The sequence below is a fragment of the Janthinobacterium sp. SUN137 genome, from assembly GCF_030587265.1.
In the GTDB taxonomy this organism is placed as follows: Bacteria; Pseudomonadota; Gammaproteobacteria; order Burkholderiales; family Burkholderiaceae_D; genus Janthinobacterium; species Janthinobacterium kumbetense.
On sequence record NZ_JAPWHZ010000001.1, the window covers coordinates 1,245,951 to 1,262,527 of the forward strand.

Below are 16,577 nucleotides of genomic sequence, written 5' to 3' on the forward strand. Positions count from 1 at the left end.
GTTACACCACCGCGGTGTCCATCACCGCGGCCACCAGCGCCGGCAGGCTGGCCATGTCGCTGAACACGACATGCGCGCCAGCCGCCTTCAGGCGCGCTTCCTGGCCGGCGGCGATATGCCCGCCGCCGATGAATCCCAATACCGTCATGCCCGCCGCCACGGCGGCCGTCACGCCCGTGACGCTGTCTTCCAGCACCAGGCACTGGCCCGGCGGCACGCCGAAAGCAGCCGCCGCTGCCAGGTACAGGCCCGGATGCGGCTTGGCGTGACCCACCAGGTCCGGCGTGAAGACGCGCTTGTCGAACAGCGGCGCCATGCTAGTCCGCTCGAGCGACGACAGCACGCGCGCGCTGACGCTGTTCGAGGCCACGGCCTTGGGCAGGGGAATGGCGGCCAGCGCCTGCGCCACGCCGGGCACGGCGCGCAGCTGCGCATCGCAGGCCACATCGACGGCGTTGCCGATGGCCATGATCTCGTCGGCCGGCAATTGCGGCAAGCCCAGCTCCTTGTAGATGTCCTGCATCAGCGGCACCAGGCGCTGGCCCAGGCGCGGCTCGATCAAGCCCTGCAGGGTGACGCCCTCGGGCAGGTTGGGCAGGCGCGGCCCCAGCAATTCCAGCAGCGCTTGCAGGGCCACGGCCTCGCTGTCGACCAGCACGCCGTCGCAGTCGCTGATCAGGTGGGTAAAGCGCGTTGGGATGGTGGCGGTATCAGGCATGGACTCTCCAGAAGGCAACAGTGACGGGAAATGCGGCGGCCAGCCGGCCAAGGCTGGCATCGCAACGATCATAGGTGGAACAGGCGGACGCTACCACGCAGAAAACGTCTGAATGACGATACTTTTCTGCCAAAGGCAGCCAACGGGGAAAGAATCGGGCGTCAGGCAAGCGGCTACGCGCAAATACCAATTCAATACCACGCAATACCAGTGATTATCGCTGATTTTTGAAATTGCTGCGCTCGCATTGAAATCCGGACAAGATCCCGTGGTAGCGCCGGGGCGCGGACGCGTCCCGGCGACAAGGGCTTATTTCAGCCAGCCGCGGTGGCGGAAGTACAGGAAGGGGGCGATGGCGCTGGTAACCATCAGGCCCCAGGCCCACGGATAGCCGAACGACCATTCCAGTTCCGGCATCAGCTTGAAGTTCATGCCGTACACGCTGGCGATCAGGGTAGGCGGCAGGAAGGCCACGCTGGCCACCGAGAAGATCTTGATGATCTTGTTCTGGTTGATGTTGATGAAACCGACGGTGGCATCCATCAGGAAGTTGATCTTATCAAAAAGGAAAGACGTGTGACCGTCGAGCGATTCGATGTCGCGCAAAATCTGCCGCGCTTCCTCGAACTGCTCGGAATTGAGCAAGCGGCCGCGCATCAGGAAACTCACGGCGCGACGCGTATCCATCATGTTGCGGCGGATGCGGCCATTCAAATCTTCCTCGTGGGCAATAGCATTCAGCGCTTCGGCCGCGTGCGCATCCGTAAATTCCTTTTGCAGCACGCGCGTGCTGACTTCTTCCAGGTTCTGGTAGATGCCTTCGAGCACGTCGGCCGAATATTCGGCATCGGTGGCGTACAGGTCGAGCAGCACGTCCATGTAGTCGGCAATCGAGCCTGGCCGCGAACGGGCGCGCATGCGCACCAGGCGGAACACGGGCAAGTCGTCCGTATGCATGGAAAACAGGATCTTGCGGGCAAGAATGAAGGCTACCGTGATGACGCGCGAGGGACCGTCATCTTCTTCGCGCAGGAAGTCCGTGCGCAGATGCAAGTCGCCGTTTTCCGCTTCGTAATAGCGGGCCGACGCTTCAATATCCTTGACCTCGTCTTCGCCCGGCAAGGTGACGTTGTAGATGGCCTTGACCCAGGCCCGTTCATCATCGGTGGGGTCGGTCAGGTCGACCCACACCGGTTCGGCATTTTCGAGGTCTGCGCGGCTGTCGATCGGCACCTGGTTGAGCCGGCCATTCTGTAATACAAAGACATTGATCATGCGCGCTCTCAGCCGGATGTTGGGTTATCGTGATGTGCTGGCGCTGGCGCCAAAAATGAAAACAGCGCAAGTGTACCCGCAAAGGCCTTTTCACGACCACCCCCGGCACCGCTTTTTCACGGAAAAAGTGCGGCGTTGCACCAACCGGGCCGATTAAGATGCTGCGCCGCAATAATGCCAATCAGGCAGCCTTGATTTTATGCAAAGAAATTCCACTATCCTCAAGGCAATTCCGCCGCCCCCATGCGGCGCAGGATGACACTGGTACGCCGGTTCAGGTAGCCCGTATCGCGGTGACGGTCATAATAGCGGGGATTCGGCAGCATCACGGCCAGTTTTGCCGCCTGTCCGGCGCTCAGGCCCGCCGCGCTGACCCGGTAATAGTGGCGTCCGGCCGCTTCGGCGCCAAAGATGCCCGTGCCAAACTCCACCACATTCAAATAGATCTCGAAAATGCGCTGCTTCTCCATCAGGCTTTCCAGCATATACGTGATGATCAATTCCTGGCCCTTGCGCACATAGCTGCGCGAACCGGACAGGAACAGATTCTTCGCCAGTTGCTGCGTGATGGTGGAGCCGCCTGCCACGACCTTTTGCTTCTTGCTGTTTTTTTCATATGCCTTTTGCAAGGCTTCCCAGTCTACGCCTTCGTGCTCGGAAAAATTCGCGTCTTCCGAGGCGATGATGGCCCGTTTCAAATTGTTCGAGATGCGGTTGTACGGCACCCACGTCTGCTGGATGGTGGCGTTGGGATTCTTGTCCTGCAAGACAGACAACTGTTCGCGCATGAAAGCCGTGCTGGACGGGTTATGGTCGACCCACCACCAGATTTGCAGGAAGAAATACAGTTGCACGACGATAAAGGCCAGCACGGGCAGGATGAACAGCCACTTGATCCAGCCGTAGCGGCTGCCGCTGCCGCCCTTGCGCGCGCCCTTCTTGCCGGCGCTCACAGGGCACTGCGCAATTGCGCCAGCAAATCCTGCGTCTGCGGCCGCACGCCGCGCCACACGTAAAACGCTTCGGCCGCCTGCTCCACCAGCATGCCCAGGCCGTCGCGCACCTGCGCGCCATGCTGGGCGGCAAAGCCCATGAAGACGGTGGGCTGGGCGCCGTACATCATGTCCAGCGCCAGGGTATGGCGGCCGAAAATACCCGGCGGTACGGGCGGCAAGTCGCCCGCCAGGCTGGCCGAGGTGGCATTGATGACGATATCGAACTGGCCATCGGGCTGCGCGAAACCGCCGGCGCGCAGCTGCCCGGGGTGCGCCAGCGCATCGGCAAACTGCGCCACCAGCGCCTCGGCCGTGGCCACGCTGCGGTTGGCAATGAACATTTCCTGCGGCCCCTGCTCCAGCAAGGGCCGCACGACGCCGCGCGCCGCGCCGCCGGCGCCCAGCAGCAGGATGCGCTTGCCCGCGACGCTCATGCCCGCGTTGCGCACAATGTCCGCCACCAGGCCCGCGCCATCGGTATTGTCGCCAAGAATGGTTTCATTATCGAAACGCAGGGTATTGACGGCGCCGGCCGCTTGCGCACGCGGCGTCAACTCGGTGGCCAGCGCGCACGCGTCCAGTTTAAAGGGCACCGTCACGTTCGCGCCCTTGCCGCCCTCGGCGGCAAACGTACGGGCCGCCAGCGCAAAACCGTCGAGCGGCGCCAGCCGGCGATCGTAGACCATGGCTTGCCCTGTCTGCAAGGCAAACGCGGCGTGGATCAAGGGGGACTTGCTGTGGGCGATAGGGTTGCCGAAGACGCAATATTGATCTGGATTCATTTCATTCTTGTTCAATTGCTGCCGCCAGTCAGGTTAGCTTCCATTTTTTCTTCGCGCGTAAATTTGAAGCGGGTGATGACGACCCACAGGTCATCCTTGTCACTCGACAACATATTCGGTGGAAAACGGCCATACGGCGCCGCGCGGCGCACGATGGCCAGGGCCGCCGCATCCAGCGCCGGGTTGCCCGAGCTTTTTTCCACGCGGGCGCCGCCTTCCTTCTGGTAAATCGTGCCGTCCTGGAAGATGGGGATATAGACGACCAGTTCGCCATACATCTTGCGGCCATTCTTTTGCGGGAAATTCAGGGTGCCGATTTCCTCGATGCGCTTTTGCAGGGTCTTGTAATACATGGCATAGCCGACTTCCTGCGTGCTGGGCGTAATAAAAGTCTTGCGCGGACGTTTATTCTGGTCTTCCACGGTCTGGCTGATTTCGGCCGCCATGCGCGCGATGGCCTTGCTGCTTTCCATCAAGTCCGAGCCGCTGGCCAGGGGATTGGGCTTGTCCTTTTCCGTGACGGGCGCGGCGCTGTAAGGCGTCGGCTTGGCCGCCTGCGTCAGCAATTCCTGCTGTTTTTGTTCCAGTTCGGCAATGCGCCGGGCGCTGGCCTTGACGCTGTCGCCCTCTTCCACCTTGCGCATGTCGGGCAAGGGCGACTTGGCGCGCCCCTTGTCGGCCTGTCCACCACCGTCGAGGTTGGCTTGCGCCAGCGCCTCGGCCTTCAGCGGCTTGTTCGCATGCTTGGCATTGACCAGGATCACTTCCAGGCCGGGATCGGTAGCCACGGCCCGCTGCGGCGGCGGGGCGACAAAATGCATCGCCAGCAAGGCGCCGTGCGCCAGCAGCGACACCGCCACGGCTATCATCAGGAAACGATTCTCTCGGAAAGACTTCACGCGCAACCCAGTTCGCAACAAGCACAAGATACAAGATGGCTGAATTCTACGTCAAAGGGCGGTGCCGGCAACAGTTTTCAGCACCGCCTGATGGCCTGACGGACGCCTTACTTGACCCCGGGTTCGCTGACCACGTCTTCGCTGGCCAGTTCCGCCACTTCCGCCTCGGCATCGCTGACCTGGTTGGCCGCTTCCGGCGATGCTTCCGGCGCCACATCGCCCTCGTCGGCGCCTTCGTCGCCCGCATCTTCCTCGTAGTCGAGCTCGGCGTCGTCGGCCGCCGCGTCCGGCACGGCGGCGATTTCCAGCAGGCGCGCTTCGATGCTCAGGTCGACTTCATCCCAGCGCAGCAAGTCCAGTTTCACCTGGGCCCCGCGCGCCACCGATGGCATGCCCGGCAGCTTGATGACCAGCGGAATGTCGACCAGGCGCAGGATTTCATCTTTCAAGACGACGGCATCGACCTGGCGCGCGTTTTCCTGGTGCAGCCAGCGCAGGCACCAGTAGCGTTCCATGTTCGACTGGAAATCGCCATACGCGGCATATGCGGCGTCGAAGGCGGAGACGATGGCGAACAAATTCGCGTCGCGCGGCTTGAACGGCGCCACCAGCGGCGCCGTCACGCCATGCTCGGCGCAAGCGATGATTTGCCACTGATTCACCAGGTCCGTGTAGCGGCGCAAGGGCGAGGTGCTCCATGCGTACTGATCCACGCCCAGGCCCTGGTGCGGCGCCGCATGGGTGACCATGCGCACCTGCATCTTTGCCGCCCAGCTATTGCCACTGCCGCCGCCCTGGCTGCGGTAGATGCCCGGCACGCCATGGTCGTGCAGCATCTTGCCCCAGGTACTGTTGGCAAAAATCATCAATTCGGCGACGATCTTGTCCAGCGGCGCGCCACGCTTGCGGCGCGCCACGGTGACAATGTCATTTTCCACATAGAAATTGAAATCGACGCGGTTATTCTGTTCCGGCTTCAAGCCAAACGCTTCGCGCTTTTTCATGCGGCCCTGTTCCAGCTGCTGCGCCCATTGCCACAACACGGCAAAATCGGCCTTGTGCGGATACTCGCCTTCACCGCTGGCCAGGGTTTCCTCGTTGACCAGGTCGTCCAGCTGGTTATGGCGCAAATTGCTGGCGATCGGCACCAGTTCCGCGCGCGTGTGCGTGCTGACAACTGCCCAGTCCGCTTTCGGGTCCAGCGTGGCGTACAGCGACAGCGCCGGGCACGTCGTGCCTTCGGCCAGGGTGAACGCATTCACGATTTCATCCGGCAGCATGGTGATCTTGTCGCCCGGCATGTAGACGGTCGACATGCGCTGGCGCGCCATCTTGTCGATCACGTCTTCCGGGCGGATGCCCAGGCCCGGCGCGGCGATGTGGATACCGACCTTGACCGTGCCATCCGGCAACGGTTGCACGGAGAAGGCATCGTCGATCTCGGTGGTGGTCACGTCGTCGATCGAGAAGGCGGCCACGTCGGCCAGCGGCAGCTTGGCCGTCACGGATGGCACGGGCACGCTCGGGAAGCCGGCGCCTTTCGGGAAATTCTCGAAGAGGAATTTCGACAGGTGCAAGTCTTTCGGCGAAGCAATGCCACCGACGGCCAGCATCAAGCGCGGCGGCGTCGTGTGCAATTCCGTGCACGCCGCTTCCAGCGCCTTGTATTCAATCGTGTTCTTGTCCGGCTTGAACAGCAGTTGCAGCACCATCGGCTGCATCGAGGCAGGCAAACGGTTCTGTTTCAGCTCTTCCACATAGCTTGCCTGCACCAGCGCCTGCTGCTTTTTCTTTTCGATGCCGGCCAGGGCCGCCTTCAAGGACGTCTCCGGCGCCGCCTTGTAGCGGCCACGGCCCTTCTTGTAGAAATACACGGGCGCCGAATGCAGGGCCAGGATCAGGCCGGCAGCTTCCGGCGGCAATGGTGCGTGACCGAAATACTCGGCGCCCAGCTCGGCAAAGCCGAACTCGTCTTCGCCCGCCACTTCCCACAGGAAATCAAGGTCGATCTCGGCAGCAACAGTCTTGGCTTGCTCCAGCAGCTCGGCCGGAGACGGCTTTTCATACTGCAGCAGCACGTCCTTGACCTTGACCTTGGTGCGCTTGCCGCTGGCCATTTCGACCTGGTACGCTTCACCCGCTTGCGACAGGACCGTGCCGACCTTGAAATCGCCGGATTCTTCAAAAAATAGATTCATTGTTATGCTTTGTTTATTAATGTGTCGGTTGCAACGGTGCGAGTGACGGACGTCAACTCCAGCACCGCCGGCAAAAATACTTCGGTTACCAGCAGCAATCCCTGGTGACGCTGGTACAAGCAGCGGCGGGCAAAAAACAGCGACTTGTCATCGACGCGCTGCCCTTCCCCTGCCAGCGCCGCCTGCGCCCGCTGCACCAGCGGGTGTCCGGCGCGCAAGCGGGCAAATTCCAGTTCACCGCGCCGTACCATGCGGTCGCCAAACAGGGTCGTGCCCAGCGAACGCTCGCCCAGCGCGGAAAACAAGGGCCAGTCCGTGGCCGTCGCCTGCATGGGCACGACGGTATGGCCAAACACGGCCGGTTTGTTATCACAACGCAACAGCACTTCGCGTTCCCACACCCGGCCCGCACGGTGCAGACCGATGATGGCGGCCTCGTCGGTCAAACAGCGCGATGTTTCCTGATGCAAACATTGCACGCGGAACGCGCTGCTATGCGCTTTCAGCTTGGCCGTCAGCGAGCCGCCGCCCGTCAGCCAGTGGCGCAAGGCCGGCGGCGCATGGACGGCATTCACGTGCGCATGCCATTGCGCCTGGCGCAGCGAACCCGGCCTCACCGGGCAGAGTCCGCGTCGATGCCGCAAAAGGCCAGGACGGGCGCCAGGTATGCGGCAAATTCGCTAATGCCATGGTCGCTGCCATCGATGACGCACTGCTGCGCCCCCTGATAATGCGCCACCATGTCGCGGTAGTCGAGCACTTCATCGCCCGTGGCGGCAATCAGGAAATAGCGTTGCGGCTGCGTAATTTTCTCTACGGCAAACGTGCGTAGCTCATCGATGTATTCGCGCTTGAACTCGAATGGCTTGTCCGAATGGAATTCGGTCGTCACGCCCACATGTTGTTCCAGGTCAATAAGGGGAACAATCGCCGGATTGAGCAGCACGGCGCGGCAACCGAGCTGTTCGGCCAGCCAGGTGGCGTAATAGCCGCCCAGCGAGGAGCCGATAATCGTCAGGTCGGCCGGCGCCACATCCTTGACCAGCGACAAGGCCAGCTCGATGGCCAGCTTGGGCGAGGCCGGCAATTGCGGGCACAGCCATTCTGCTTCGCGGCCCAGCGCCTGCATCTGCGCGGCCAGCAGGCGCGACTTCATCGACAGGGGCGACGAGCGAAATCCATGCAGGTACAGAATCATCGGCCCAGCGCCTCCAGCAACTTCTGGTGCACGCCGCCAAAGCCGCCGTTGCTCATGACGACGATCTGGTCGCCGGGACGGGCGGCAGCTGCCACGGCCGCTACCAGCGCATCGATGTCTTCATAGGCGCTGGCAATCTGGCCCAGCGGCGCCAGCGCGTCGCCCAGGCTCCAGCCCAGCGCGGCATGGCTGCCGAAACCGAAGACCAGGTCGGCATCCTTCAGGCTGCCGGGCAGCGCATCTTTCATGGCGCCCAGCTTCATGGTGTTCGAACGCGGCTCCAGCACGGCCAGGATGCGGCCGATGTTACCGATGGTTTGGTTCATTTTTTGGCGCAGCCCGCCCACGGTGGTGGCAATGGCCGTCGGGTGATGCGCGAAATCGTCGTACACGGTAATGTTGTTGACCTCGCCGCGCACTTCCATGCGGCGCTTGACGCTCTCGAACGTGGCCAGCGAGACGCACGCCTGGGCAATCGGCACACCCACGTGGCGCGCGGCGGCGATGGCCGCCAGCGCATTGCTGCGGTTGTGCTTGCCCGTGAGCGCCCACGCTACATGGCCTTCCTGCTGGCCATTGAAGTACACGTCGAAGCTGCCATCGGCCTGCTCTTGCAGTTGCCAGTTGGCATCTTGGCCGAAACTTTCTTTTTCGCTCCAGCAACCGCGCGCCAGCACGCGCTGCAGCGACGCTTCGTCGCCGTTGAACACGAGGCGGCCGATGCCGGGCACGGTGCGTACCAGATGGTGGAATTGTGTCTCGATCGCGTGCAGATCGGGGAAGATGTCGGCGTGATCATATTCCAGGTTATTCATGATGGCCGTCTTCGCGTGGTAATGCACGAACTTGCTGCGCTTGTCGAAGAAGGCCGTGTCGTATTCATCGGCTTCGATGACGAAGAAGTCCGAATCGGCGCTTTTGCCGTCGATCTTGCCGCTGAGGCGGGCGGAAATGCCAAAGTTCATCGGCACGCCGCCGATCAGGAAGCCCGGCGCGTAGCCCGCGTCTTCGAGTATCCAGGCCAGCATGGCCGACGTTGTCGTCTTGCCATGCGTGCCGGCCACGGCCAGCACCCACTTGTTGCGCAAGATGTGTTCGCCGATCCACTGGGGGCCGGACACATACGGCAGGCTGCGGTTGAGGATTTCTTCCACCAGCGGGTTGCCGCGCGAGACCACATTGCCAATCACATACAAATCCGGGTTCAGCTTGGTTTGTTCCGGATCAAAGCCCTGGATCAGTTCGATTCCCTGCGATTCCAGCTGGGTGCTCATCGGCGGATACACGTTGGCATCGCAACCAGTGACTTTATGGCCGGCTTCCTTGGCCAGGACAGCCAGGCCGCCCATGAAGGTACCGCAAATGCCGAGAATATGAATATGCATGTGATCAGTGCGAAAGGTGCACGCTTAAGTAAGTAAGACGGTGAGATAAAAAACAGCAAGTGCAGGATTTTACCTGACGCCATGACTTTTTCCGCTTCGGAGTATCATCTCGTTCATGACGAACGATGCATTTGACGATAGCGCGCAGTTGCGCCTGGAAATCGCCGCCGCTGCCGCGCGCCTCGTGGCGCAGGATGGCGCCGACTATGGCAGCGCCAAGCGCAAGGCGGCGCGGCAAGTCCTGGGCGACGCGCCGAACCGCCCCAATATCTTGCCGGACAACGACATGATCGAAGAACAGGTGCGGCAATACAATGCCCTGTTCCTGGCCGACAGCCAGCCGGCGCGATTGTTCCAGCTGCGCACGATTGCGCTGCAGGTGATGGAAGCGTTGCAACAATTTCATCCCCTGCTCAGCGGCCCCGTGCTCAATGGCACGGCCGGCCCCCACGACGAGATCTACTTGCAGCTGTTTGCCGAGAGCGCCAAGGACATCCACATCTTCTTGCTGAATAAAAATGTCGTGCTCGACATGTCGGAAAGCCCGCATTTCAAGGGAGCGCGTTATGATGCGGTCGAGACAGCCAGTTTCTTGTGGAAAAACGAAGGCGTGCACGCGGCCATGTATGAGCTCGACGATATGCGCGGCGCGCTGAAAGCCAAGGCGGATGGAAAAGTGCTGCGCACCGACATCGCCGGGTTGCGCAGCCTGCTGGCCGCCAGCCTCGCCGACGGCGTACCGGCTGCCGACTAACATTGATATAGATAAAGTTATGACAAAAAAGAATTGGATCGCCTGCGCCATCGTGGCGCTGATGTTCGGCGGCATGGGTGCTTACGTCGGTTTGAGCAAGGAAAAAGCGAAAGAAGCGGGGAAAGAAGCGGGACCGCAGACGACCGCCATCGCGCCAGGCGCGACGGGTCCCGTCAACGAACTGTATGCGCTGTCCCTGCCGGACGCGGCGGGCGTCACGCAGGCGTTATCGCAATGGAAAGGAAAAAACCTGCTGGTGAATTTCTGGGCGCCGTGGTGCCCGCCTTGCGTGGAAGAAATGCCAGAGTTATCCGAAGTGCAAGGCCATTATTCGGCGAAAAACCTGCAGGTGATCGGCATCGGTATCGATTCGGCCAGTAATATTGCCACTTTTGCCAGCAAGGTCAAGATCGCCTATCCCGTGTATGTGTCCGGCATGAGCGGCACCGACCTGTCGCGTCATTTTGGCAATGCCACGGGCGGTTTGCCCTTTACGGTGCTGATCGGCGCCGATGGCGAAGTCAAAAAGACCTATCTGGGCCGCTTGAAATTTGATCAGTTGCGCGCCGATCTGGATAAATTGTAAATTCGGAGCGTGCTTTTTTCTCTTGCCAATGCGTATCTTTGGCGGCAAAATGCGGAACTTTCGCTAAAACGGTCTTCCATACATGGCAAAAAACCTCCTTCTGCTCAACGGTCCCAACCTGAATTTGCTGGGAACGCGCGAGCCTGAGGTCTACGGCGCCAGCACCTTGGCCGATATCGAGCAGGCAGCAATGGCGCAAGCCATGGCGGCCGGTGCCGACCTGGTTTGCTTTCAAAGCAACCATGAAGGCGCGCTGATCGACCGCATCCATGCCGCGCGAGCGGAAGGGATCGATGCCATCGTCATCAATCCGGGCGGCCTGACCCATACCAGCGTTGCCTTGCGCGATGCGCTGGCCGGGGTCGCCATCCCGTTCGTGGAAGTCCATATCTCGAATATTTATCAACGCGAAACGTTTCGACATCACTCATTTCTCAGCGCGATCGCGCAGGGGACGATCTGCGGCCTGGGTATCGATGGATATCGGTTTGCCATCGACTTTGCGCTTAAAAAACGTTAATCTACGCGATCTGCACGCATTTAGCGCGGCGATAGGTTCTTGGACATCACCGCATCACTCATAAAACAAACTACATTCCTAGGGGTTTTACATGGATCTACGAAAACTCAAGACCTTGATCGACCTGGTCGCCGAATCGGATATCGCAGAGCTGGAAGTTACCGAAGGCGAAAGCAAGGTTCGCATCGTCAAATCGTCGGCCATGCCGCAAAACCAGATGGTCATGATGCAGCCGCAAGGCATGCCAGCCCAATACCAGCCAGCCGCGCCAGCCGCCGCTCCCGCTGCGGCAGCCGCCGTCGTGGTCGCCGCCGAGCCAACGGGCTATGTGGTCAAGTCGCCGATGGTCGGTACCTTCTACCGCTCTTCCGCTCCTGGCAGCGCCGCCTATGTTGAAGTGGGCTCGACCGTCAAGGAAGGTGATACCCTGTGCATCATCGAAGCGATGAAGCTCCTGAATGAAATCGACTCCGATAAAGCCGGTGTCGTGACCCAGATCCTGGTCGAAAACGGCCAACCGGTCGAATTCGGTCAACCCTTGTTTGTGATCGGCTAAAACCCAGTCCACACGGCCGGCAACGGCCGTTTGCAGTTTTAGCCCCTCACACTTGTTGTTTCGCCGGCTCGCCGGCTCTCACAGACATACGCGAACCTACCATGTTTGAAAAAATCCTGATTGCCAACCGTGGTGAAATTGCCCTCCGTATTCAGCGCGCCTGCCGCGAAATGGGCATTAAAACGGTTGTAGTCCACTCCGAAGCCGACAAGGACGCGAAATACGTCAAGCTGGCCGACGAATCCGTTTGTATCGGCCCGGCCCAGTCGTCCCTGAGCTATCTGAACATGCCCGCCATCATCAGCGCCGCTGAAGTGACGGATGCGCAAGCGATTCACCCAGGCTATGGCTTCCTGTCGGAAAATGCCGACTTTGCCGAACGCGTCGAGAAATCGGGCTTCGTCTTCATCGGCCCCCGCTCCGAATCGATCCGTTTGATGGGCGACAAAGTGTCGGCCAAACAAACCATGATCAAGGCTGGCGTACCGTGCGTCCCCGGCTCGGAAGGCGCGTTGCCGGACGATCCGAAAGCGATCGTGCAAATTGCCCGCAAGATCGGCTATCCGGTCATCATCAAGGCTGCCGGCGGCGGTGGCGGACGCGGCATGCGCGTGGTGCACACGGAAGCGGCCCTGATCAACGCCGTGGCGATGACCAAGACGGAAGCCGGCACGGCCTTCGGCAATCCTGAAGTGTATATGGAGAAGTACCTGGAAAATCCGCGCCACGTGGAAATCCAGATCCTCGCCGACGAACACAAGAACGCAGTCTGGCTGGGCGAGCGCGACTGCTCCATGCAGCGCCGCCACCAGAAGGTGATCGAAGAGGCACCAGCGCCGGGCATCCCGCGCAAGCTGATCGAGAAAATTGGCGACCGTTGCGCCGAAGCTTGCCGCAAGATCGGCTACCGCGGCGCCGGCACGTTTGAATTCCTGTACGAAAACGGCGAGTTCTACTTCATTGAAATGAATACCCGTGTGCAAGTGGAGCATCCGGTCACCGAGATGATCACCGGCATCGACATCGTGCAAGAGCAGATCCGCATCGCCGCCGGCGAAAAACTGCGTTTCCGCCAGCGCGACGTCCTGCTGTCGGGCCACGCCATCGAGTGCCGTATCAACGCGGAAGATCCCTTCAAGTTCACGCCATCGCCAGGCAAGATCGTCTCGTGGCATGCACCGGGCGGCCCCGGCATCCGCGTCGACTCGCACGCCTACGCCGGCTACTACGTACCGCCGCACTACGACTCGATGATCGGCAAAGTGATCGCTTACGGCGCCACGCGCGAGCAAGCGATCCGCCGCATGCAGATCGCCCTGTCCGAAATGGTGGTCGAAGGCATCAACACGAATATCGCCCTGCACCGCGAACTGATGATCGACGCGCGCTTCATCGAAGGCGGCACCAACATTCACTATCTGGAACAGAAACTGGCCGACATGCCGGACCTGGGCAAGAACCTGAATAGCGGCAGCCCCAGCATCGCCAAGAAATCCGAAATCAAGGCGGGCGCATGAGCTGGACGGAAATCGTCATTGAAATCGCCCGTGACAACGCCGAGGCCATGTCCGACGCGTTGATGGAAGCGGGCGCCCTGTCGGTCTCGGTGGAAGACGCCGATGAAGGCACGGATGCCGAGCAGCCCTTGTTTGGCGAGCCAGGCATGGAACCGAAGGAAGCGGCGTGGGAACGCAGCCGCGTGGTGGCGCTGACGGACGTCGACGCCGACCAGGCCGCCATCGTGGCCGCCGCCGCCCAGGCGGTCGGCATGACGGACGTACCTGTCTTTACCATGCGCCCCGTGGAAGAGCAGGACTGGGTGCGCCTGACCCAGTCGCAATTCGCACCGATTCACATCGGCAAGAATATCTGGGTCGTGCCCAGCTGGCACGAGGCACCGGATCCTGACGGCCTGATCCTGGAACTGGACCCGGGCCTGGCTTTCGGCACGGGCAGCCACCCGACCACGCGCCTGTGCATGGAATGGCTGGAAGCAAACCCTGCTCCCGGCAAGACCGTGCTCGACTACGGTTGCGGTTCCGGCATCCTGGCCATGGTGGCCAAGAAACTCGGCGCGCAAACGGTGGCCGGCGTCGATATCGACCCGCAAGCGATCGAATCGGCGCGCGACAATGCCGAACGCAACCAGTGCGAGATCGAATATTTCTTGCCAGACACGTTTGCCACCTCGGCACACGCCACGGCCAAGTTTGACATCGTCGTCGCCAACATCCTGTCGAGCCCATTGAAACTGATGGCACCGATGCTGTCGGGCCGCGTTGCCGACGGTGGCGCCCTGATCCTGTCCGGCGTGCTGGCACGTCAGGCGGAAGAAGTGGCCGCTGCCTACGCACCGTTCATCCAGCTGGGTGTATGGGCCGAGCAAGACGGCTGGGTCGCCCTGCATGGCCGCCTGGGCAGCACGCAAGCACCTGCGCCCCGCGCGGAAGGTGCATAAGCACAGCAATGGCCCTCGCCACCAAATGCCCCCATTGCAACACGATATTTCGGGTCGCTGCTGACCAGTTGAAGTTACGTGGGGGCATCGTGCGCTGTGGCACGTGCAGGGAAGTCTTTGACGGCAATGCCGCGCTGGTCGATCCAGCTGCGGCATCGCCGTTTTTAACATCCGGCCCCGGCACTGCCGCCCCCCTGTCGACCAGTTACCCGGTCGACAACAGCCTGCCATCCGCCACGGACGACGAACCCATTTATTCCCTCGACTTCGATACCTCGTTCGACCCGTTCGGCATCTTGCCGGAAACGGCGCAGCTCAAGGACGATGCAGACGATGGCGAGCACATCGAGCTGGACCTCGACGTGGCCCTGCCCGACGAGGCGCTGAACCACGTGCCGGCCGCCGCACCGCTCGAGATACCTGAAGCAACACCAGTAGAAACACCGGCAGAACTGCCCGAACCACCGTTGCCCCAGCCAATGGCGCCGTTCAAGCGCCGCCAGGTCGATGACGCCCCCGCCTTCGCCACGTATTTGCGCGATAGCCGCCGCGAACCGAACCTGGAAGCGGCGGCAGCCCCAGTGGCCCCGACATTGCCTGCCGCCGAAAAAGTCAACCTGGACAAGCCCCTGCCGGCGGCGCCTGCCGCAACCAGCCCCGCGCGCCGGGAACCCACGCAGGCCGACCCGCTGCCCGTCCCCCCCATTGCGCCGGATGCCGCCGAAGAGCAGGAAGAGCCCGTCCAGCCGCCGGCCGACGACGAGCCGGCCTTTGTGACCTTGGGCCGGCGCCGCGAACAGAGCGGCAAGGCCTTGCGCGTGGCCATGGCCCTCGGCTCGGTGGTACTGCTGCTATTATTATTACTGCAAGTGATGACCACTTTCCGCAATCCGCTGGCGGCGCAATTTCCCCAGTGGAAACCGACCCTGGTAGCCCTGTGCAAGCTCAGTGGCTGCCAAGTCGACTTGCCGGCGCAGATCGAGGCGCTGTCCATCGAGCAAGGCGAGTTGCAAACTTTGAAGGACCAAACCTTTTCCTACGTCTCGCTGCTGCGCAACCAGGGCCGCAGCGTGCAAGCCTGGCCCAGCATCGAACTGATCCTCAACGACGCCAACGACAAACCGGTCTTGCGCCGCGTAATCGCGCCGCGCGACTACCTGCCGGCCACGATCGACGTGAGCACGGGGTTTGCGCCGCGTTCGGAACAAGCCATCAAACTGTACTTTGCATTAGACCAGCTCACGGCGTCTGGCTACCATATCGCCATCTTTTACCCTTAACAGACACTATCATGACCAAAACATCGCTGATCTGCGGCTCGCTTGCCACCGACACCATCATGCAATTCCCCGGCCGCTTCGGCGAATCCCTGCTGGCCGACCAGTTGCACAAGGTAAACGTCTCCTTCCTCGTGCCAACCATGCGCACGGAGTTCGGCGGCTGCTCGGGCAACATCGCCTACAGCCTGAAAATGCTGGGCGGCGACCCGCGCATCGTCGGCGTCATGGGGCAAGATAGCGCCGCCTACCTGGAGCGTCTGCAAAAGCTGGGCATTTCCACCGCCAACATCCTGATCAAGGCCGACAGCTACAACGCTCAGTGCTTCGTCACGGCCGACGCGGACAATAACCAGATCAACGCCTTCCACCCGGGCGCCATGTCGTTTGCGCATGAAAACCCGATCGCCAATGCGGGGCCGGCCAAGGTGGCCATCATTTCGCCGGATGGCGACCAGGGCATGCTCAAGCACGCCGCAGACCTGGCCGAGCTGGGCATTCCCTTCATGTTCGACCCGGGCCAGCAGTTGCCACGCTTCAATGGCGAACAGTTGATCGACTTCATCAACAAAGCCACGTATGTGTCGGCCAACGACTATGAAATGGAAATGTTGATGGAACGCACGGGCCTGACCCTGCCGGACATCGCCAGCCGCCTGGAGGCGCTGATCGTCACGCGTGGCGAAAAAGGATCGGAAATCTATACGGACGGCAAGCGCATCGACATTCCTGTCGTGGCCGCCAAGGAAGTGCTGGATCCGACCGGTTGCGGTGACGCCTACCGTGCTGGCTTGCTGTTCGGCATCACCAACGACCTGGGCTGGGAAACCAGCGGCCGCCTGGCCAGCCTGCTGGGCGCCATCAAGATCGCCACCCAGGGCGCGCAAAACCACGTATTTACGCCGGAAAGCATCGCCGACCAGTTCGAAGCGGCGTTCGGTTACCGCTATTAATATGTAGTCCGGTCGGCTTGTGC

At 61.4% G+C, this 16,577-nt stretch carries 18 protein-coding genes; 9 read left to right on the forward strand and 9 right to left on the reverse strand.

Going from position 1 to position 16,577, the window contains the following annotated elements; translation table 11 throughout:
* Position 1 precedes the first annotated feature (1 nt).
* Positions 2 to 718 carry an HAD family phosphatase gene (locus tag O3298_RS05675; RefSeq protein ID WP_305054007.1) on the reverse strand — a complete coding sequence of 239 codons (717 nt, stop codon included), beginning with the start codon at positions 716 to 718 and terminating at the stop codon, positions 2 to 4.
* A 309-nt stretch (positions 719 to 1,027) separates the two neighbouring features.
* On the reverse strand, positions 1,028 to 1,993 hold the full coding sequence (gene corA, locus O3298_RS05680) for a magnesium/cobalt transporter CorA (protein ID WP_077408488.1): 966 nt from the start codon (positions 1,991 to 1,993) through the stop codon (positions 1,028 to 1,030).
* Between corA and O3298_RS05685 the strand changes: the two genes are divergently transcribed.
* Positions 1,992 to 2,150 carry a hypothetical protein gene (locus O3298_RS05685; protein ID WP_161789554.1) on the forward strand — a complete coding sequence of 53 codons (159 nt, stop codon included), beginning with the start codon at positions 1,992 to 1,994 and terminating at the stop codon, positions 2,148 to 2,150. The genes corA and O3298_RS05685 overlap by 2 nt on opposite strands.
* 64 nt (positions 2,151 to 2,214) lie before the next feature.
* On the opposite strand, the gene mtgA is transcribed toward O3298_RS05685, so the two are convergent.
* The 7 genes from mtgA to mpl form a co-directional block, all read right to left on the reverse strand.
* A complete protein-coding gene (gene mtgA / locus O3298_RS05690) occupies positions 2,215 to 2,961 on the reverse strand; it encodes a monofunctional biosynthetic peptidoglycan transglycosylase (RefSeq protein ID WP_369811509.1) in 747 nt (248 codons plus the stop codon).
* Positions 2,943 to 3,770: a shikimate dehydrogenase gene (gene aroE / locus O3298_RS05695; RefSeq protein ID WP_305058727.1), complete on the reverse strand. Its 828-nt coding sequence runs from the start codon at positions 3,768 to 3,770 to the stop codon at positions 2,943 to 2,945. The genes mtgA and aroE overlap by 19 nt, the downstream gene beginning before the upstream one ends.
* An 11-nt stretch (positions 3,771 to 3,781) precedes the next feature.
* Complete coding sequence (locus O3298_RS05700; protein ID WP_289913189.1) at positions 3,782 to 4,639, reverse strand: energy transducer TonB; 858 nt, start codon at positions 4,637 to 4,639, stop codon at positions 3,782 to 3,784.
* A gap of 137 nt (positions 4,640 to 4,776) precedes the next feature.
* Complete coding sequence (locus tag O3298_RS05705) at positions 4,777 to 6,867, reverse strand: ribonuclease catalytic domain-containing protein (RefSeq protein WP_305058728.1); 2,091 nt, start codon at positions 6,865 to 6,867, stop codon at positions 4,777 to 4,779.
* A gap of 2 nt (positions 6,868 to 6,869) precedes the next feature.
* Positions 6,870 to 7,484, reverse strand: a complete 615-nt coding sequence (locus O3298_RS05710; RefSeq protein WP_289917292.1) for a chorismate lyase — start codon at positions 7,482 to 7,484, stop codon at positions 6,870 to 6,872.
* A complete protein-coding gene (locus tag O3298_RS05715; protein ID WP_305058729.1) occupies positions 7,481 to 8,065 on the reverse strand; it encodes a YqiA/YcfP family alpha/beta fold hydrolase in 585 nt (194 codons plus the stop codon). The genes O3298_RS05710 and O3298_RS05715 overlap by 4 nt, the downstream gene beginning before the upstream one ends.
* Positions 8,062 to 9,450 carry a UDP-N-acetylmuramate:L-alanyl-gamma-D-glutamyl-meso-diaminopimelate ligase gene (gene mpl, locus O3298_RS05720; protein ID WP_305058730.1) on the reverse strand — a complete coding sequence of 463 codons (1,389 nt, stop codon included), beginning with the start codon at positions 9,448 to 9,450 and terminating at the stop codon, positions 8,062 to 8,064. Before mpl ends, O3298_RS05715 begins: the two co-directional genes overlap by 4 nt.
* A gap of 115 nt (positions 9,451 to 9,565) precedes the next feature.
* On the opposite strand from mpl, the gene O3298_RS05725 reads away from it, so the two are divergent.
* From O3298_RS05725 to O3298_RS05760, 8 genes are all read left to right on the forward strand, one after another.
* On the forward strand, positions 9,566 to 10,204 hold the full coding sequence (locus tag O3298_RS05725; RefSeq protein ID WP_035822115.1) for a hypothetical protein: 639 nt from the start codon (positions 9,566 to 9,568) through the stop codon (positions 10,202 to 10,204).
* A gap of 19 nt (positions 10,205 to 10,223) precedes the next feature.
* Positions 10,224 to 10,790, forward strand: coding sequence for a TlpA disulfide reductase family protein (locus O3298_RS05730; protein WP_305058731.1), 567 nt, complete (start codon positions 10,224 to 10,226; stop codon positions 10,788 to 10,790).
* An 82-nt stretch (positions 10,791 to 10,872) separates the two neighbouring features.
* On the forward strand, positions 10,873 to 11,310 hold the full coding sequence (gene aroQ, locus O3298_RS05735; RefSeq protein ID WP_034746628.1) for a type II 3-dehydroquinate dehydratase: 438 nt from the start codon (positions 10,873 to 10,875) through the stop codon (positions 11,308 to 11,310).
* Between the two features lie 91 nt (positions 11,311 to 11,401).
* Complete coding sequence (gene accB / locus O3298_RS05740) at positions 11,402 to 11,866, forward strand: acetyl-CoA carboxylase biotin carboxyl carrier protein (RefSeq protein ID WP_077408497.1); 465 nt, start codon at positions 11,402 to 11,404, stop codon at positions 11,864 to 11,866.
* 101 nt (positions 11,867 to 11,967) lie between these two features.
* Positions 11,968 to 13,383 (forward strand): acetyl-CoA carboxylase biotin carboxylase subunit, encoded by a 1,416-nt coding sequence (accC, locus tag O3298_RS05745; RefSeq protein ID WP_099666524.1) that lies wholly within the window; start codon positions 11,968 to 11,970, stop codon positions 13,381 to 13,383.
* Positions 13,380 to 14,324, forward strand: coding sequence for a 50S ribosomal protein L11 methyltransferase (gene prmA / locus O3298_RS05750; RefSeq protein WP_099666523.1), 945 nt, complete (start codon positions 13,380 to 13,382; stop codon positions 14,322 to 14,324). The genes accC and prmA overlap by 4 nt, the downstream gene beginning before the upstream one ends.
* Before the next feature lie 8 nt (positions 14,325 to 14,332).
* Positions 14,333 to 15,604 carry a DUF3426 domain-containing protein gene (locus O3298_RS05755; RefSeq protein ID WP_305058732.1) on the forward strand — a complete coding sequence of 424 codons (1,272 nt, stop codon included), beginning with the start codon at positions 14,333 to 14,335 and terminating at the stop codon, positions 15,602 to 15,604.
* Positions 15,605 to 15,615: 11 nt separating this feature from the next.
* Positions 15,616 to 16,554 carry a carbohydrate kinase family protein gene (locus O3298_RS05760; RefSeq protein WP_099666521.1) on the forward strand — a complete coding sequence of 313 codons (939 nt, stop codon included), beginning with the start codon at positions 15,616 to 15,618 and terminating at the stop codon, positions 16,552 to 16,554.
* Positions 16,555 to 16,577: the final 23 nt, after the last annotated feature.